Annotated in this window: 16 protein-coding genes; 13 read left to right on the top strand and 3 right to left on the bottom strand. The window is 62.3% G+C overall.

The features are described 5' to 3' along the window. The first annotated feature begins 33 nt into the window (after positions 1-33). Complete coding sequence (locus CPI83_RS25325) at positions 34-1122, top strand: LacI family DNA-binding transcriptional regulator (RefSeq protein WP_007733995.1); 1089 nt, start codon at positions 34-36, stop codon at positions 1120-1122. 3 nt (positions 1123-1125) lie between these two features. Here CPI83_RS25325 and otsB read toward each other — a convergent pair whose 3' ends face one another. Both otsB and kstR read right to left on the bottom strand, forming a co-directional pair. Continuing rightward, on the bottom strand, positions 1126-3666 hold the full coding sequence (otsB, locus tag CPI83_RS25320; protein ID WP_097387897.1) for a trehalose-phosphatase: 2541 nt from the start codon (positions 3664-3666) through the stop codon (positions 1126-1128). Positions 3667-3753: 87 nt separating this feature from the next. Then, positions 3754-4392: a cholesterol catabolism transcriptional regulator KstR gene (gene kstR / locus CPI83_RS25315; protein WP_003945752.1), complete on the bottom strand. Its 639-nt coding sequence runs from the start codon at positions 4390-4392 to the stop codon at positions 3754-3756. A gap of 94 nt (positions 4393-4486) precedes the next feature. On the opposite strand from kstR, the gene CPI83_RS25310 reads away from it, so the two are divergent. The 6 genes from CPI83_RS25310 (at position 4487) to CPI83_RS25285 (ending at position 11536) form a co-directional block, all read left to right on the top strand. After that, positions 4487-6649, top strand: a complete 2163-nt coding sequence (locus CPI83_RS25310) for an acyl-CoA dehydrogenase (protein WP_097387896.1) — start codon at positions 4487-4489, stop codon at positions 6647-6649. Between the two features lie 83 nt (positions 6650-6732). After that, complete coding sequence (locus CPI83_RS25305; protein ID WP_020968401.1) at positions 6733-7773, top strand: acyl-CoA dehydrogenase family protein; 1041 nt, start codon at positions 6733-6735, stop codon at positions 7771-7773. Continuing rightward, positions 7758-8909, top strand: a complete 1152-nt coding sequence (locus CPI83_RS25300) for an acyl-CoA dehydrogenase family protein (RefSeq protein WP_020968402.1) — start codon at positions 7758-7760, stop codon at positions 8907-8909. The genes CPI83_RS25305 and CPI83_RS25300 overlap by 16 nt, the downstream gene beginning before the upstream one ends. Before the next feature lie 7 nt (positions 8910-8916). Further along, positions 8917-9927: a bifunctional MaoC family dehydratase N-terminal/OB-fold nucleic acid binding domain-containing protein gene (locus CPI83_RS25295; RefSeq protein ID WP_051295953.1), complete on the top strand. Its 1011-nt coding sequence runs from the start codon at positions 8917-8919 to the stop codon at positions 9925-9927. A gap of 2 nt (positions 9928-9929) precedes the next feature. Next, entirely contained in the window at positions 9930-10370 is a 441-nt protein-coding gene (locus CPI83_RS25290) for a MaoC family dehydratase (protein ID WP_020968404.1), read from the top strand. Further along, a complete protein-coding gene (locus CPI83_RS25285) occupies positions 10367-11536 on the top strand; it encodes a lipid-transfer protein (protein WP_019746856.1) in 1170 nt (389 codons plus the stop codon). The genes CPI83_RS25290 and CPI83_RS25285 overlap by 4 nt, the downstream gene beginning before the upstream one ends. A gap of 107 nt (positions 11537-11643) precedes the next feature. Here CPI83_RS25285 and CPI83_RS25280 read toward each other — a convergent pair whose 3' ends face one another. Beyond that, a complete protein-coding gene (locus CPI83_RS25280; protein WP_097387895.1) occupies positions 11644-12948 on the bottom strand; it encodes an HNH endonuclease signature motif containing protein in 1305 nt (434 codons plus the stop codon). 85 nt (positions 12949-13033) lie between these two features. On the opposite strand from CPI83_RS25280, the gene CPI83_RS25275 reads away from it, so the two are divergent. The 6 genes from CPI83_RS25275 (at position 13034) to CPI83_RS25250 (ending at position 18907) form a co-directional block, all read left to right on the top strand. Next, complete coding sequence (locus tag CPI83_RS25275; protein ID WP_097387894.1) at positions 13034-13576, top strand: GNAT family N-acetyltransferase; 543 nt, start codon at positions 13034-13036, stop codon at positions 13574-13576. Positions 13577-13631: 55 nt separating this feature from the next. Further along, positions 13632-14633, top strand: coding sequence for an AraC family transcriptional regulator (locus tag CPI83_RS25270; protein WP_019746859.1), 1002 nt, complete (start codon positions 13632-13634; stop codon positions 14631-14633). A gap of 134 nt (positions 14634-14767) precedes the next feature. Then, positions 14768-15178 carry a VOC family protein gene (locus CPI83_RS25265; protein WP_003945857.1) on the top strand — a complete coding sequence of 137 codons (411 nt, stop codon included), beginning with the start codon at positions 14768-14770 and terminating at the stop codon, positions 15176-15178. Positions 15179-15358: 180 nt separating this feature from the next. After that, positions 15359-16498 (top strand): serine hydrolase domain-containing protein, encoded by a 1140-nt coding sequence (locus CPI83_RS25260; protein ID WP_232816940.1) that lies wholly within the window; start codon positions 15359-15361, stop codon positions 16496-16498. 103 nt (positions 16499-16601) lie between these two features. Beyond that, positions 16602-17450 (top strand): mycofactocin-coupled SDR family oxidoreductase, encoded by an 849-nt coding sequence (locus CPI83_RS25255; protein ID WP_019746862.1) that lies wholly within the window; start codon positions 16602-16604, stop codon positions 17448-17450. Next, on the top strand, positions 17447-18907 hold the full coding sequence (locus tag CPI83_RS25250; RefSeq protein WP_047890316.1) for an MFS transporter: 1461 nt from the start codon (positions 17447-17449) through the stop codon (positions 18905-18907). Before CPI83_RS25255 ends, CPI83_RS25250 begins: the two co-directional genes overlap by 4 nt. Positions 18908-18920: the final 13 nt, after the last annotated feature.

Below are 18920 nucleotides of genomic sequence, written 5' to 3'. Positions count from 1 at the left end.
GCCGTCTGCGGGCACTACGGCTAACGTCCGTTTATGCCCCGGTCCCGTCAGCCACGCCGTCAAGCCACTTTGGCGTCGCTTGCCGCCGAGCTCAATGTGTCGAGAACTACAGTCTCGAACGCGTACAACCGACCCGATCAGCTCTCCGTCGAGCTGCGGGATCGAGTGCTCCAAGCGGCCAAGCGACGCGGATATCCCGGACCCGATCCGGTCGCCCGCTCCTTGCGAACTCGCAAAGCCGGTGCCGTCGGTCTCCTGCTCACCGAAGCACTCAGTTATTCGTTCCGCGACCCGGCCGCAATGAGCTTCCTTGCCGGTCTCTCGGAATCGTGTGAGGACGCCGGCCAGGGCTTGCTGCTCATCCCGGCCGGGCCCGGGCGCGACGAGGTGGATGCTGCAGCCGTGGTCCAGCAGGCGGGCGTCGACGGCTTCGTCGTCTACTCGGTGGCCGACGACGATCCGTATCTCGCTGCCGTGCTCGAGCGTCACATTCCGATCGTCGTGTGCGACCAGCCTCGCGAGATCCCCGGTGCGTCTCTCGTGGGCATCGACGACCGCGCTGCCATGCGCAAGGTCGCCGATTACCTCATCGGGCTCGGCCACCGTGACATCGGCGTGCTCTGCATGAGGCTGGGGCGCGACCGGATGGACGGCGTGGTCAGCCAGGAACGACTCAAGTCCCCGCACTTCCACGTCCAGCGTGAGCGCATCGAAGGAGTGCGCGACGCGATGGTGGCGTCCGACATGGACCCACTCTCACTCACGGTGATCGAGCGGTACGTCCACACATCGCAGTCCGGGCACTCGGCGGCGGCGGAAGCTCTCGCGACCAACCCCGAGATCACCGCACTGGTCTGCACCACCGACGTGCTGGCTCTCGGCGCCTTGGACTGGGCGCGCTGGCAGGGCATCGATGTACCTGGCCAACTGTCGATCACCGGATTCGACGGCGTCGACGAGGCGCTGCGCGAATCACTGACAACGGTGCGCCAGCCCCAGGAAGAGAAGGGCCGGCGCGCCGGTGCGCTCCTGATGTCGCCGTCTGGATCCGGCGTTCCGATAGTCGAGATGCTCGACACCGAACTACTGGCAGGGCGAACATCAGGTCGGATCAAGGGGTAGCGCTCACGCCAGGAGTTGGGCGCAGCGCAACAATCCCAGATGGCTGTACGCCTGGGGATGGTTGCCCAGCGAGCGTTCCGCGATGGGGTCGTACTCCTCCGCGAGTAGTCCGGTAGGACCCGCTGCCGCGACCAACTGATCGAACAGTGCCTCTGCTTGCAGGCGTTGTCCGATCAGTAAGTAGGCCTCGACGAGCCAGGCGGCACAGAGGTGGAACCCACCTTCGATGCCGGGCAGACCGTCGTCGTGATGGTATCGGTATACCGTTGAGCCGCTGCGTAGTTCAGCCTCGGTGGCTACGACGGTCGCTGCAAAGCGCGGATCCGTCGGATCGATCAGTCCCGACAGTCCGATGTGCAGAGTAGCGGCGTCGAGATCGGTACCGTCGTAGGCCGCGGTGTACGACTGGACGTCGTCCTTCCAGCCTTTGTGTCGTACTTCGTCGGCGATGTGGTCACGCAGTTCCGCCCACTCGGGCAGAGCCTCGCGAGAAAAGCGGGTAGCAAGATCGACGGCGCGGTCGACGGTGACCCAACCCATCACCTTGGAATAGACGTGGTGGCGTGGGTTGTCGCGAATTTCCCAGATGCCGTGATCGGGTTCGAACCAGCGTCGCTGCACTGCTTCGACCATGGCGCACACCAGTTCCCAGTCGCGGTCACTCAAAGGATCGGGGGCACCGGCCTTTTCGCGTGCATTCGCCAGTTCGACGATCAGCTCGACGATCGGGCCGAACACGTCCAGTTGAACCTGCTGATTCGCGGCGTTTCCGACGCGGACCGGCCTAGAGCCGGCGTATCCGGGAAGTGAATCGATGACGGCCTCTGGCGGTAGCGAAGTCCCGTAGAGCGTGTAGAGGGGGTGCAGGCGCTCGGGTCCCGGCAGTGTTTCGAGCACGCGGTGGACCCAGTCGAGGTAGTTCTCGGCTTCGTCGGTGGATCCGACGCTCACGAGAGCTGTTGCGGTGAGGGCGGCATCGCGCAACCAGCAGTAGCGGTAGTCCCAGTTGCGGACTCCGCCGATCTCTTCCGGCAGGGATGTTGTGGCGGCGGCCATTATGGAACCGGAATCGGCATGAACCAGCCCGCGCAAGGTCAGCGCAGAGCGTTTCATCAAGTCCGGCTTCAGCTTCGGCAGTTCGAGCGTCTTGGCCCAATCGGACCAGTATGCCTCCGAGGCCGCTCGACGCTCGAGTTCCGGAACTTCGGAAGGGCCGAGTTCTTCTGTTCCACAGCGCAATTCGAGTACGACGTCACCCTTGGACGGCTCGACGATGGCGTGGGCAGTCTGCTGGTTTCCGTCGGTGGCGATGTTCCACAGCACACCAGGGGAGCGGAGCACGTACGGCTCGTTGGTGCCGAGGACCCGAATGCCCTCGTCGACGACCTCGAGCGTGACCTGACCCTGGCCGAACTCGGGACGGGGTGCAAACGAGACGATCGCGTCTGCCTGACCGGAAATGATGCGGGTCAGGTCGGTTCGCCCCTGCGGGACGTCGTGGGGGAGGTAGTCGGTGACGGACAGGCTCGCCCAGCGGGTCTGAACGGTCATCGTGCTGTCGATGTACTTCTGGCTCAGTGGCAACGCTGTGCGGCGAGGCCCGACCGAGAAGTGGCCGGCCCCGGTTCCGCCGAGAAGGTGCGCGAAGACGGCCGCTGAATCCGGTTCCGGGTGACACAACCAGGTCAGCGTCGCATCCGGGGTCACCAAAGCGACGGTCCGCGGACTGGCGAGCATCGAGAGTCGCTCGATGGGCGGAGCGTCGGCACCGGAAAGCCACGTACGACGCTCGTCGAGCAGGAACGCCAGAGCAGCAGCGACATCCTCGGTGCTGTCGACGCGATAGTCGGCGACGGTGTCCCCGCTGCCGACCTTGATTCCGATGTCCGGCCCCTGCAGCCTGCTGAACGCCTTTTCGTCTGTCACGTCGTCCCCGATGAAGACGGCAGCGGTAGCGCCGTCCTGATGGCGGATCAAGTCGAGTGCGTGGCCCTTGTCGGTGGCGATGACCGCCAACTCGACCACCGACTTACCCTCGGTGACCTGAACGCCCGGCCAGAGTGCCGATTCGGTGCGAACGGCGATGAGCGCCTTCTCGGCGTCGTCGGCGCTGGTGTTGCGTACGTGCAAGGCGACGCTGGCGGGCTTCTTCTCCACAGTTGCGCCGGGGGTATCGGCGGCGATTCGGCCTAACTCGGTGACGATCTCGTCGAGCAGTTTCCTGGCGTCGGCGTCGATCGCGTGAACGAATCCGATGTCGAACTCGGAGCCGTGGCTGCCGACCAATTGCACTTCGGCGGGAAGCCGGGACAGCGCCGCCAGATCCTTGAGGGCGCGGCCCGAGATCACGGCAGCAGTCGTCGACGCCAGGCTGGCGAGGGAGCGGAGCGCACGCACCGTTTCCGCGCGGGGATACGCCTTGTCCGGGTTGGCGACTATGGGTGCCATCGTCCCGTCGTAGTCGGAGGCTACGAGCAGACGCGGCGTTCGTGCCACGCCCGACAGCGCTCGGCGGAGTTCGATGGACAGATCTTGTGCGCTCACCTCTTCAAATCTAGGTGATGCAGCGACTCCTGGCTCGATACGTTTCTGCCAGATCAGTGCAAAAATGACAGATGCGACAAAGGATGTCTATTCGGGTTTCCGTGTTCCATCACCGAGCAGCAGTTCAACCGTCAATTCCAGTCGATTGGCGACATCGGTAGCCGAAGAACGTCGCGTGAGCCAGGCCACCAAATTGGACAGCCACACATCGGAGATCACGCGCGCGATTGCCAACTGCTCTTCGGTCGGCTCCTCTTCGGTCATCGCTCGTGCGAAGAGGCGGTCCATCAACTGGCCCACCTGATCGACCTCTGCCGCTGCGGAGGCATCGGCGAACATGAACGCGCGAGTCATGGCTTCGGTGAGGAGCGGATCGCGCTGCATCGCGCGGGTGATGAGGCTGAGGATCAGCTGCATCCGCTCGAGCGGGCTGGTTCCAGGTGGGATCTTGCCCTTGGAATCGATCTTCTCGAATTCGCGTGCCAGAGCGGACACCAACAGGTGAACCTTGGACGGGAAGTAGCGATAGAGCGTTCCGACTGCGACGTCGGCGCGCTCGGCCACGGCGCGCATCTGGACAGCCTCGTAGCCACCCTTGGACGCCAGGGCGAGGGTTGCGTCGAGAATCCGCTTGCGGCGTTCACGTTGCGCGTTGGAGCTGAGATCGTCGTCCCCGAGCGTTGCAGAAGCAACCGCGTTGGAGCGGGATCGGGATGTTGTGGTCATCGACAAATTCCTTCGCGCCTTGACTCTTGGCCAGGTGTCATATTAGAACACGTTCTAAACAATTGTGTCACTTATCGAGAGGCGGGAACCAGTTGTGACAATCGCCACGACCGATGAACAGCGGGCGGTCCAGGAATCGATAGAGGCCTGGGCTCGCTCGGCCACGCCGATGGACATGGTACGCCGTGGACCAGCAGTTTCGTGGCGGGAGAAATGGTCCGAGTTCGCGTCTCTCGGGATATTTTCGGTCGCCGTTCCTGAATCGGTAGGCGGAGCCGGAGCCGAAATCGTCGATCTCGCAGCAATGCTCGAGCAGGCGGCAATCGAACTCGTGCCGGGTCCTGTTCTCACGACTGCACTTGCAGCTCTGGTGGTTGGGCGTAGTTCGTCGCCCGCTGCCAAGCGCTGGTCCGAAATGCTCGCCGACGGTGCGTTGCCGTGTGCCGTCGTATTGGACGAAAGTCCAGTTGCGGCAACGGCGAATGCGTCCGGCGGCATCGAGCTTCATGGCGAAGGAGGTTACGCCTGGGGTGGAGACTCGGGCGTATCGGTCCTCGTGTCGGCGGGCGTGGTGTCGGAAGGTGAAGGCTCGCGTGTCGTCTGGGCTCTCATCGACGGAGACAGCGAAGGTGTGACCTACGAAGCGGTCGACACGATCGACAAGTCGCGACCACTGGCGCGAGTCTCCTTCGACCGAGTGACGGTCGACGCCGACCGAATCCTCGATGACATTGCGCCAGGATCGGTTTCCGATCTAGCGGCGGTACTTGGGGCTGCCGAAGCTGCCGGAATTGCGGCGTGGAGTCTGCGTACTGCGGTGGAGTACGCGAAGATTCGCGAACAATTCGGAAAGCCCATCGGTTCGTTCCAGGCGATCAAACATATCTGTGCCGAAATGCTGTGCCGAGTGGAAAATGCCGGAGCTGTCGCCTGGGACGGTGCGGTCGCTGCCGAGTCGGGCGACGAACTTCCGATCGCGGCGGCGGTGGCGGCCGCGGTGTCTCTGGACGCCGCTGTCGACACGGCGAAAGACTGCATTCAAGTGCTCGGCGGCATTGGATTCACCTGGGAGCACGAGGCGCACTTCTACCTTCGCCGAGCACTGTCGCTCCGGCAGATTCTGGGCGGATCGTCCCGCTGGCGCGCACGCGTCGCTGAATTGACGATCGGCGGTGCACGGCGTCACCTTCAGATCGACTTGAGTGAGCTGGAATCCGACCGGTCCGACATTCGCGAAGAGGTAGCGCAATTGGTGGCGCTGCCCGAATCCGAACAGCGCAACGCGTTGGCCGAATCGGGATACCTTGCGCCGCACTGGCCGAAGCCGTACGGCCGGGGCGCCAAGGCCGCGCAACAGATTTTGATCGAAGAAGAGTTGGCTGCCGTCGGTATCGGCCGACCTGATCTCGTGATCGGGTGGTGGGCAGTTCCCACCATCCTCGAGCACGGCAGTGCGGAGCAGATCGAAAGATTCGCGACACCGACGCTCAAGGGTGAGATCACCTGGTGTCAGCTTTTCAGTGAACCTGGTGCAGGTTCCGATCTTGCCGCGCTGCGTACGACCGCGGAGAAGGTCGACGGCGGTTGGAAGCTGAACGGACAGAAAGTCTGGACTTCGCTTGCACGTGAAGCTGACTGGGCTATCTGCCTCGCCAGAACCGATCGCGAGGTTCCCAAGCACAAGGGCATCACGTACTTCCTTCTCGACATGAAGACAGCCGGGATTCGGATCTCGCCGCTGCGTGAGATCACCGGCGACGCGCTCTTCAACGAAGTCTTCCTCGACGACGTCTTCGTGCCGGACGACTGTGTCGTCGGCCAGCTCGGCGGAGGCTGGAAACTGGCCCGAACAACCCTCGCCAACGAGCGAGTCGCGATGAGCGGCGGCTCTTCGCTCGGCGGTGCGATGGAGGAATTGCTCGAGCTGGCGGGCGATCCCGATCCTGTGGTTGCAGACAAGCTCGGTGGGCTGATCGGAACCGCCATGGTGGGCTCGTTGCTGGAATTGCGCACGACACTGCGGCAATTGGATGGTCAGGATCCGGGCCCGGCGTCGAGCGTCCGCAAGCTGGTGGGCGTGCGCCAGCGTCAGAATGTCGCAGAGTTCGCAATGGAATTGGGTGGCCCAGCCGGATGGGTGGAGGGTCCGCTCTCGCGTGAGTTCCTCAACACGCGATGCCTGTCGATTGCCGGCGGAACCACGCAGATTCTGTTGACCGTCGCCGCGGAGAGAATTCTGGGCCTGCCCCGTGACTAGACGGCGTGAGTAGAGGCCTTTAGAAATGTCCACGTTGGTGATACAACTAGAACACGTTCTACATCAGAGACAGGATTGCCAGCGTGGACTTCACTCCCGATGAAACCCAGGAAGCGGTAGCCGAGGTGGCTACCGCGCTCCTTGCCCGCGAACTGGAGCCGGACGCGCTCTGGGCGGCATTCGCCGAAGCCGACCTGCTCACGTTGGCACTGCCCGAGCGTCTGGGCGGCGAGGGGCTCTCGGTCACCGACGTCGGCTCTCTTCTCGTCGAGGTCGGCCGAGCCGCCGCTCCCATTCCGGCTCTCGCAACCCTCGGCTTCGGCGTACTTCCCATCGTTGCTCTGGGGACCGACGCTCAGCAGGACGAATTGCTCACCGGAGTCAGCGCCGGACGGGTATTCACCGCGGCGCTCGGTGAGCCGGGTCAGCAGTTCCCGGCGCAGCCGTCGACCACCGCCCATCAGTCGGGCGACTGGTATCGCGTCAGCGGGACGGTGCTTGCCGTGCCTTTCGCGGCGAGCGCACACAGAATTCTTGTGCCAACCGACGCCGGAGTCGTGCTCGTCGATCCGACCGCCGCCGGCGTCGCATTGACGCCGACACCCAGTGCGTCCGGCAGTCCGGAGTTCGCAGTCACGATGGACGAGGCAGTCGGTGAACTTCTCGGTGCCGGCGAGGAAGCCGTCCAGACGCTGTACCGGATCGCTACGGCGAGTATCGGAGCCGTTGCAGACGGTTTGGTGTCCGGTGCCGTCGATCTCACTGCGGCACATGTCGGCTCACGCGAGCAATTCGGCAAGCCGCTCGCCACGTTCCAGGCGGTCTCGCAGCAGATCGCCGACGCCTATGTCACCTCGCGGACTCTTCACGTCGCGGCGTTGTCGGCGTCCTGGCGCGTGTCGGAGGGCCTGGATGCTCAGTCGGACCTCGACGTCATGGCGTACTGGATCGCCCAGGAAGTACCCGCCACAATGCAGGTGCTTCACCACCTGCACGGCGGTCTGGGCGTCGACGTCACGTATCCGCTTCATCGTTACTACTCGACTGCAAAAGACTTGGCGCGCCTGCTCGGCGGCGCTTCGCAGCGACTCGACCTCGTGGGGGCCCGGTGTTCATCGATCTGACCGACAGTCAGCGCGCATTGCAAGCTGAACTTCGACGCTACTTCTCGACGCTGATCTCGCCCGAGGAGGCCAAGATCATGCGTGTGGAGCGGCATGGCCCTACCTATCGTGAGGTCATCCGTCGTATGGGCAAGGACGGTTGGCTCGGCGTCGGCTGGCCGGTGGAGTACGGCGGACGTGGGTTCGGTGAAGTCGAGCAGCAGATTTTTGTCAACGAGGCTGTGCGGGCGGATGTCCCACTGCCTTCGGTGACGTTGCAGACCGTCGGTCCGACTCTGCAGAAGTACGGCAGCGAGGAGCAGAAGCAGAAATTCCTGCCCGCGATCCTCGCCGGTGAAGTGCACTTCGCGATCGGCTACACCGAACCGGAAGCCGGCACCGACCTTGCAGCCCTGCGTACTTCGGCGACACGAAATGGTGACGAGTACGTCGTCAACGGCCAGAAGATTTTCACCACCGGCGGGCATGACGCCGATTACGTGTGGCTCGCCGTGCGGACCGGATCTGCCGATTCACGGCACCGCGGCATCTCGATCCTGATCATGGATACCAAAGATCCCGGCTACACCTGGACCCCTATCATCACTTGCGATGGTGCGCATCACGTCAATGCCACCTACTACGAGGACGTTCGCGTTCCGGCGAACATGCTTGTGGGTGAAGAGAATCAGGGTTGGCGCCTGATCACGACGCAGCTCAACCACGAACGCGTCATGCTCGGTCCGGCAGGTCGCGTCGCAGGGATTTACGACCACGTCTTCGATTGGGCCAAGCGTGAAAACCTGCTTGATCACGTTGACGTACGACGCGCGCTCGGCGAGATTCACGCGACGTATCGCCTCAACGAACTGCTCAACTGGCAAGTGGCATCGAGTGATTCGGAGTCGGTGGACATTGCCGACGCTTCGGCAACCAAAGTATTTGCCACCGAACGCATCCAGCGAGTCGGTCGACTCGCGGAAGAGATCGTCGGACGGTACGGAAATCCGATCGATCCCGAAACGGCTGATCTCATGGAGTGGCTGGACATGCAGATCAAGCGCAACCTGGTGATCACCTTCGGCGGTGGAGTCAACGAGGTGATGCGCGAATTGATCGCTACCGCCGGCCTGAAGCTTCCCCGCGTTCCGAGATAGGAAACAAATCGTGTCAGATCCCATTCTCACTGCTGCCGAGCGGGTTCGAGAGGACGGGCCAAGCGCTCCTCGCGCCGGCCGGGACCCCGTGAACTTGCCGATGATCCGCAACTGGGTCGAGGCGATCGGTGACGAGAACCCGATCTACGTCGACGAATCGGCCGCCCGCGCCGCCGGACACGACGGAATAGTCGCGCCGCCGGCGATGGCGCAGGTATGGACGATGCGCGGTCTGGGGGCAATTCGAGAAGCCGACGATCCGTTGGGCCGGATGACGGACATTCTCGACGAGGCCGGATTCACGTCCGTCGTCGCGACCAACTGCGATCAGATCTACCACCGCTATTTGAAGCCGGGTGAAGAAGTCACCATCTCCTCGGTGTTGGAAGACGTAGTGGGACCGAAGAAGACAGGTCTTGGTGAAGGGTGGTTCTTCACTACCCGTAGCTTCTGGCGGGTCGGCGAAGAACTGGTCTCGGAGATGATGTTCCGGATCTTGAAGTTCGCGCCGCCGGTAAGTGAGCGTCCCTCCACTGACGTACCTGCGGACCTGGACGCATCTCGGATGCTGCGCCCGACGGCGTCTCTCGACACACAGTTCTTCTGGGACGGTGTCGCCGCACACGAGTTGCGTATTCAACTGCGTGCGGATGGTTCGGTGCAGCACCCACCCGTGCCCGCGATCTGGAAGGACAAGTCGGAGCAGACCGACTACGTGGTCGCGTCAGGGCGGGGAACGGTCTTCAGTTTTGTCGTTCACCACGCGCCCAAGGTTCCTGGTCGGTCGTTGCCGTTCGTCGTTGCCCTGGTCGAACTGCCTGAGGGTGTGCGGATGCTCGGCGAATTGCGCGGCGTCGATCCCTCGAGTGTGTCGATCGGAATGGAGGTGGAGGCGATCTACCTCGACTTCCCCGGAGACGACGAGACCGGGGGAACTCCCTGGACTTTGTACGCCTGGCAGCCGGTTGGGGCTTCTGCGGTTTCGGCGGTTCCTGCGGTTTCAGCGGGGAAGGAGTGACGATGACTTTGACGACGGATATCACTGTGGGAGAGGTTCTTCCGCAGCTCTCGATTTACGGCGACCCGACGTTTGTGGTCTCGGCAGCGCTCGCTACCCGCGACTTTCAAGATGTTCACCACGACCGTGATCTCGCACAGAAACGCGGCTCGAAAGACATTTTTGTCAACATCCTCACGGACACCGGCCTGGTGCAGCGATTCGTGACCGACTGGGCAGGACCGCGGGCAGTACTCACGTCGATCAAGCTGCGCCTCGGGGTCCCCTGGTACGCCTACGACACTTTGACGCTCTCCGGCACGGTGACCTCCTACGACGAGGATCTCGTTTCGCTCGCGGTGGTCGGCAAGAACAGTCTGGGAGATCACATCACTGCGCAGGTCACACTGGCATTTCCGGCGTCGGGCTCGAATGGAGACATTGAAAACGGAGACATTGAATGAGCGCATTGTCCGGCAAGGCCGCGATCGTCGGAATCGGAGCCACGGATTTCTCGAAGGACTCCGGTCGCAGTGAACTGCGACTGGCCGCCGAGGCTGTTCAAGCCGCGTTGGACGACGCCGGTCTGACACCCGCCGACGTCGACGGTCTTACCTCGTTCACCATGGACACCAACACCGAAGTGGCAGTAGCTCGTTCGGTGGGTATCCCGAACCTCAAGTTCTTCAGTCGTATTCACTACGGTGGCGGTGCCGCTGCGGCGACGATTCAGCAGGCGGCCATGGCGGTCGCCACTGGCGTCGCAGACGTCGTCGTCGCTTACCGTGCGTTCAACGAGCGATCGGGTGCGCGTTTCGGGCAGGTGAACTCCGGCCTTGTGGCGCAGGTCAATTCGTCGGGAACGGACAACGCCTTTTCCTATCCTCACGGATTGGGTACTCCCGCATCGTTTGTCGCGATGGTCGCGCAGCGATACATGCACGTATACGGAGCGTCCAGCGAGGACTTCGGTCGAATCGCCGTCGCGGACCGTAAGCATGCAGCCACCAATCCGAAGGCGTTCTTCTACGGAAAACCGATCACCCTCGAGGACCATCAGAACTCGCGATTCATCGCTGAACCTTTGCATCTCCTCGATTGCTGCCAGGAATCCGACGGCGGCATCGCCATCGTCGTCACCTCGCCAGAACGAGCCAAAGATCTGAAGAACACACCCGCCGTTATCGCTGCCGCCGCACAGGGCAGCGGGGCAGATCAATACATCATGACCAGCTATTACCGCGACGGTTTGACCGGCCTACCGGAGATGGGCCTTGTCGGCGATCAACTCTGGTCACAAAGTGGGCTGCGCCCGTCGGACATGCAGACGGCGATCTTCTACGACCACTTCACGCCCTATGTTCTGATGCAGCTCGAGGAACTCGGTTTCTGCGGTAGGGGAGAGGCCAAAGACTTCATCGCCGGTGGCGCAATCGAACTCGGAGGCAAGCTTCCGATCAACACCCATGGTGGACAGCTCGGCGAGGCATACATCCACGGGATGAACGGTATCGCCGAGGGAGTTCGGCAGATCCGCGGTACTTCGGTCAACCAGGTCGACTCCGTCGAGAATGTACTGGTGACTGCGGGAACGGGCGTTCCGACATCAGGGCTTGTTCTGACTCGCTGATCGTTGTGAGCACAGCTTCATCAAGCGTCACGGCCTGTTGGCACCGCACCGAGGTTTCCTTCGATGCGGTGCTGGCCCGTGTTCTGTTGTGCCCGAGGAGTACTACCTCAGGTTTTGAATGTGGTGTTCGCCGGCCGCGGATGCCGCTGCGGGTCGATCGAGGGTGGTGGGATGAACCACGGTTTGTTGTCGACCCCGATCCGGATCACCCACTTCCCGACGAACCCGGACTTGCGGTGCATCAGCCGGTGATGTGAACGGCACAGCAGGACAAGGTTGTTCATCACCGTCGGCCCGCCGTTCGCCCAGTGCCGAATATGGTGCGCATCGGTCCAGGCCGGTACACACGTGCAGCCGGGGAACGCGCAGCCTCTGTCGCGGGCGATCAACGCCACTCGCTGCTCCGCGGTGACCAACCGTTTCCCGGGTCTCGCATCCAAGGGCGCGCCGTGATCATCGAGCAGAACAGTCGACAGGAAACAATCACACCCGAGGAGTCTGGTCTGCGAGACGGACAGTGGTCCGAGCCAGGGCATATGCCCGACGTCGAGATCCGACACAGCCGCTCCACCATCAGGAGCAGCGGGTGTTGCGGCGCAGTCCCGATGCTCCGCGAGATCGCGGGCGTTGATGTGCACGTTCACGTGCGGACGCTGGCCACCATCGTTACCGGTCTTCGCGCAGTCCAGGTAACGCCGGATCAGTTCGGTGAACCCGTCCGCGGTCCGCTTCGCTGCCGACCGGGCATCGGGGGTTCCATGGGGTGCCGGGGTGGGCATCGTCAGATTCGACAACGCCGACAACAACATTTCGCCGGTGAGGGCGTCGAAATCTCCGCGCACCACCACCCGGCCGTTCAATGTCGACGCGATGCGGAGCTCGTTCCGATCCTCATCTTCGGCGGGCGGAATCTCATCGGATTCGAAAATGCGCTCCAAGGTCGCGATGACGTTGCGGACCTTCGTGGTCGTGGCCTCGACACCGGAAGCAGCAGCCAACAGTAGGTCGATACAGCGAGGGAGCGCTTCGTCCGGCATTCCCTTCGGTGGTGATTCGCAGAACGCCACGATCAGCACGGCGTGCTCGAAGGAGCAGTCCCCGACGTCGAACCGGGCCGTCACCGCGGGAAACGGTCGTAGCGCTGCACCGAGGGCGGCGATCTTCTTCCCGTCCCGAACCTGCAGCATCGTGTTCGCCGCCAACCAGGTACCGACACCGCGGCTGGCGATCAACTGATCATCGGGCCGCATCGAGAGTTCGTCGACCACCGCCACCCGAACGGCCTCGAGCCGCAGAATCTCCGCGCTCGCCGACACCGCAGCGGCACGTAACTCAGAAGCAGACAACCGCCACAGTCGTCCGCGCAACCCCACCGCAGAACCCGACACCACATCCGACAACAGAACACTCATTGAATCCCCCGATCCCCTCCCCGAATCATACTCGAACATGCGTTCGAGTCAAGAGGTGCTTTCGGGCTCGCTCTAGGATCGCTGGATGTTCACGTTGACTACGGAACGCCTTGTTCTTCGAGATTTCACTGCCGCGGATGAAGATGCCGTCCATCAGTACGCGTCCGACCCTGCCGTCTGTAGATATGTTGATTGGGGGCCGAACACCCCTGCGATGACCAGGGCATTCCTGGCTGACACGGCACTCGAAGCTGAGCTCGTCGAACGTCGCACGTTCACCCTGGCCATCACGTCGAAGGCTGATGGAACGGTCATCGGTTCGGTAGCTGTGTGGGAAGTGTCCGTCGCGCACCGGCGGGCGGAACTCGGTTTTGTCGTGAACCCGAAGTTTCAAGGACGAGGTTATGCATCCGAGGCAGGGAGCGCGGTCGTGGGACTCGCCTTCGCTCGCCTTGGAGCACAGCGCGTGCAGGCAACGTGTCGTCCGGAGAACTCGGCGTCGGCGTCGGTGCTCACCAAAATCGGAATGGTGGAGGAGGGGCGGATGAGGGCACACATGGTGATCCGGGGGACCGCGGTGGATTCGCTGCTTTTTGCTGCAACACGATCTGCCGCCGTACAGCCATAGACCGCGTCAGCTCACTTTTCGTGACCTTCCCGGGCCCTGGTGCGATACTCGAACCATGTTCGAGGATGCCTTGCTCATCGACGCGGCCGGCCGGCCCACTATGCAGCATCACCAGGCCTTTTCTCGGGACTGGGACCGCATCAAGGAATGGTCCGACAACATCTACATGCCGTATACGGTCACGCCGATCGGAAGTCGGTTGAAGCCGGCTTCGGACATGTACTCGGCGGCGGTGGGCAAGATCGACGTCACCCGATTCTGCTACGGCATTCCGGTCTCTGTCGGTGAATGTTCTCCTGAGGCCGGAAACATTCTGGTTCTGACGACGATCAGAGGCAACGGCCGACATGCCCTTGGCCGGGGAGCTGCGGCAAATACTGCCGTGGGGGAGACCTTTGTCGCGGACTGTAGTCGGACCGACTATTTCGTCGAATTCGACGAGGATCATCTGCAGCTGAATCTCACTGTGCCGCATCAGCTTGTCGCCGACCACGCCCAGCAGTGGTACGGGGCGGTTCCCGACGATCGTCTGTGGCGGCACAAGTGCACCATCGGCGGGCGCGGCTCGAGTTGGCTCGCATTGATGGACTACGTCGTTCGCGCGATTGCAGAGTCGCCTGACGCGATGTCGAGTGAAAGGCTGGGCGCCAGGGTTCAAGAACTCATCACGGCTCAGCTTCTCGACGAGTGGGCGACGCAGGCCGGGTTGCAACTCGGCGCCGACGTCGCCTCCGCCGAACCGGCATACGTGCGATCGGCGGAGGAGTACATCGATACCTTCGCGCGCTCGGTACCGACGGCGTCCGAGATCGCGGCTGCGGTGGGTGTCAGTGTTCGGGCGCTCACTGCGGGATTTCGACGGTACCGAGACACCACGCCGGGGCAACGATTGCGCGCGCGTCGACTGGAGGGGGTACGCAGCGAATTGTTGCGTTCCGATGGGAGAACCGTCTCCGAAATCGCAAACGCCTGGGGCTACGTCAATCTGGGCATGTTTGCGGCCGCCTACCGGAAACGGTTCGGAGAGTTGCCTTCCGAGACTCGGAACCCACTCTGAGGACAGTTGTTTGAACGGTCATGACGATCGGTTTACGCACTCGATGAACTGCGATGATCCGTTGTTTCGTGTCGGAGCGTTCTGCAAGGATTGAAATCGAACGTGACAGCAATCCCACGAGCTAGGAGTACGTCATGGCAACTCGACTCAATCCGTACATCAGTTTCAACGGTAACGCGCGTGAAGCGTTGGAGTTCTACAAGGGCATTTTCGGTGGCACGCTGGCGCTGAGCACGTTCGGTGAGTTCGGCAATCCCGGCGAAGGCGGGGACAAGATCATGCACGGAATGCTCGAAACCGATCAGGGATACACCCTGATGGGTGCCGACACTCCGCCCGGCATGCCGTACAACCCCGGCGACAACATCACGGTGAGCCTCAGCGGCGACGACGGCGATGTGCTGCGCGGGTACTGGGAGCAACTGTCGGGAACGGGTACGGTCAGCGTTCCGCTCGAGAAGCAGATGTGGGGCGACGAATTCGGCGCCTGTACAGACAAATTCGGCATTTCTTGGCTGGTGAATATCGGAGCGCCCCAGAGCTGACTCCAGACTCTGCCCGGTTCTGCCGAAACGAGACAGTTTTCCTGCCGTTTCGAGGTAGAGCTGGGTGTGTGATCGCCGTTACATTCTGTTCGACAAGACAAGTTGCAAGTCGGATGGAGAAATGCAGTGACGATCGAAGATATTGCGCGGAAGCCCCTTTCGAAGCAGCGCCTCGACGACGTGCTGGCGCGAGCAACTCAGGGGGCTGATCGCGTCCCGGGTGTGGTCGCGATGATCACGGATCGAGAAGGGAACATCTACGAGGGTACTGCGGGTGAGCGGACTCTCGGTTCCGGCGTTCCGATGACCCTCGATACAACCTTTGCGCTCTTCTCCACCACCAAGGCGATCACCGGTACCGCTGTCCTGCAATGTGTGGAGGAGGGGTTGCTCGATCTCGATGCACCAGCAGCGACCTATGTTCCCGACATCGGTGAGCTGAAGGTCCTGGACGGTTTCGAGGCCGGCGGAAACCCCGTTCTTCGAGAACCCAAGCGTGACATCACCACTCGCATGCTGCTCCTTCACACTGCAGGGTTCGGCTACGACTTCTTCAACGAGTCGTACAACCGGCTCTCACAGGAACATGGGCAGCCCAGCGTGATCACGTGTAGCAAAGCGGCGCTCACGACACCGCTGCTCTTCGACCCGGGTGAGAAGTGGGAGTACGGCACCAACATCGACTGGGCCGGCCAGGTCGTCGAGTCGATTCGAGGTCAGCGACTCGGCGATGTCATGCGTGAGCGCATCTTCGAACCTCTCGAGATGGCCGATACGGCATTCACGATGAGCCCGTCGATGAAGGATCGACTTGCGCCGATCCATCAGCGCGAGAGCGACGGAAGCCTCACTCCGCTCATCGGATTCGAGCTTCCGGCCGAACCCGAGGTGCACATGGGTGGCCACGGTTTGCACGGCACTGTCGGCGACTACACGAAGTTCATTCGTATGTGGCTCAACGACGGCGCGGGCACATCCGGTCGCGTGTTGTCGCCGGAGACGGTAGCTGCAGCCGTTCAGAACGGGCTCGAAGGCCAGCACGTGGGGGTGTTGCCCGGAGTTCTCCCGACGCTGTCCAACGATGCGGAATTCTTCCCCGGTGTACCCAAGGGATGGGCATACTCCTTCATGACAAATGAAGAGGTGGCACCCACCGGTAGGCCGGCCGGATCGCTGGCTTGGGCGGGTCTTGCCAACCTCTATTACTGGATCGACCGGCAGACCGGCGTCGGCGGGTTCTGGGCAACGCAGATTCTGCCGTTCGCGGACGCTGGATCCATCAACGGATACCTGGAATTCGAGACCGCCGTTTACCAGTGATCGGCTGGATTCCCGCTGTCCGGGATCGACTGTTTCTTTCGGGCGGGTTCGGAGTACGCATGCAGTACAGCGCACGCTTGCATACAACGAACTAGGAGACGGCATGAACAGCCTCGAAGGCAGCTTCGAAGGAAAAGTTGCACTGATCACCGGCGCCGCGCGCGGTCAGGGGCGCGCCCACGCTGTCGCATTCGCGGAGCGTGGCGCGGACATCGTGATCTGCGACCGGTGCGAGAACAGTGATGTCGTCGCCTACCCCCTCGCAAACGAGGAGGATCTGAAGGAAACCGTTCGTTTGGTGGAAGCCACCGGTCGTCGGTGCATTGCCGTCAAGGCGGACACTGCTGATCGCGAAGCAATGGACGCGCTCGTTGCCCGCGCTGAAGCCGAGTTCGGCCGTGTCGACATCGCCGTCGCGAATGCCGGTGTGTCCGTGCCCGCTCCGATCACGTCGATGACGTCGGCACAGTGGAACGAAGTCATCTCGTCGAACCTGACCGGTGTGTTCAACACCGTTGCGGCCGTGTCAGGTGGAATGGCGGAACGTGGTTACGGTCGCATCATCACGATTTCCTCGATGATGGGTCGATCAGGTGGCACCCAGATGGCGGCGTACGGCGCCTCCAAATGGGGCGTCATCGGTTTGACGAAGAGTGTGTCGCTCGAACTGGCCAACTCGGGTGTGACCGTGAATGCTATTGCACCGGGAAACATCTCGACGCCGATGATTCACAACGACATGATGTACGCAATGATGCGGCCTGACCTCGAATCGCCGACGGCAGACGACGTCGAACCCGTGTACGCGACTCTGCATGCGCAGCCGGTCGGTTGGCTGGATCCCTTCGAGATCACGCGAGTAGTCCTGTTCCTCGCCGCCGACGCGAGTGCCCACATGAGTGGCATCGTGGTTCCTGTCGACGCCGGAGTAGCCGCTCGCTCGAACGCTTGACGGACAAGACTGTTCGCGCGAAAGCGCGGACCGGGTGGGTCGTCGGCGTCCTGAGTCTGAGCGGTGTGGTGGTCGCGCTGCAACAGACCTTGGTGGTGCCGGTCCTGCCTGCGTTCGCGACGGCATCGGGAGTATCGTCGTCCACCGCTTCCTGGCTGGTGACCTCGACGTTGCTGACCGGTGCCGTCGCAACCCCTCTCATCGGCAGACTCGCCGACATGTTCGGCAAGCGCGCGATGATGCTCGTCTGTCTTGCCGTGATGATCGTCGGCTGCATGGTTGCTGCGCTCAGCCAGAGTTTCTGGTTACTGATCCTCGGGCGCTCGTTGCAGGGGTTCGCGACGGCACTTCTGCCCGTCGGAATCAGCATCATGCGCGATGTCCTTCCTCCGGAAAAGCTCAGTGGTGCAGTAGCTCTCATGAGTGCGACGTTGGGGATCGGTGGCATGTTCGGTATGCCGATGGCTGGGGTGATCTCGGCGCACTGGGGACTACCCGCGCTTTTCTGGGTCACCGGTGGATTCGGGGTCGTACTGATAGTCGTCTTGCCGCTGGTGGTGCCGGAATCGACTGTGAAGAGTCGCGGACGCTTCGACTTTCTGGGAGCCACAGTCCTCACGCTCGCTATGACTGCACTGCTGCTGGCCGTTTCGAAAGGAACCGAATGGGGCTGGGCAAGCCCCGAGGTTCTGGTTCTGATCGCGTCCGGCGTGGTCTTGCTCTGTGGATGGATTCCGTGGGAACTGCACACGCCGGCACCGCTGGTCGATCTGCGGACTTCCCTTCGCGCTCCGATTCTGGTTTCGAACGTCTGCGCAGTATTACTCGGTTTTGCCATGTTCATCAGCGCGTTGGCGGCAACGCAGGAACTTCAGTTGCCCCTGGCGTCGGCGGACGGTCTCGGACTCTCGGCTGCCGAAGCCGGACTGGCGATGATGCCGGGCGGAGTCCTGATGATCGGATTGGCGCCGGTGTCGTCGAAAGTGACGAGGCGATGGGGAGCGAAGGCTACGTTGGCGTCGGGTGCGATCGTCATTGCAATCGGATATGTCCTGCGTGTGCTGTTGGCGCCGACGTTGGTCAATATCGTGATCGGCGCTGCCGTGGTATCGGCCGGTGTGGCATTTTCGCTGGCGGCCATGCCGACTCTGATCACCGAATCTGCGCCGATCCATCAGACTGCCTCGGCCAACGGATTCAACAGCCTGCTCCGTTCGGTCGGTACCTCCACCGGAAGCGCCGTTGCGGCAGCGGTATTGGCCAGTTCAACGGTGGTGATCGGTGCGAGCGCTGTGCCGACCCTGCATTCGTTCGCGGTTTTGTACTGGATCGGAGCGGGCGTATCAGCACTGGCCGCCGCGGTGACGTTGGCCGTGAAGGTGGAGCGGACGGGGGCGGTATCGCTGCCCGAGTTACCAATTGCAGCCGAAACCGATGGCGCAACGAAGATCGGGTGAGTCGACGGACTGA

This window comes from Rhodococcus sp. H-CA8f (assembly GCF_002501585.1).
Taxonomy (GTDB): Bacteria; Actinomycetota; Actinomycetes; order Mycobacteriales; family Mycobacteriaceae; genus Rhodococcus_F; species Rhodococcus_F erythropolis.
Note: the sequence above shows the minus strand (reverse complement) of the source record. Positions and strands in the feature narration are given on the sequence as shown.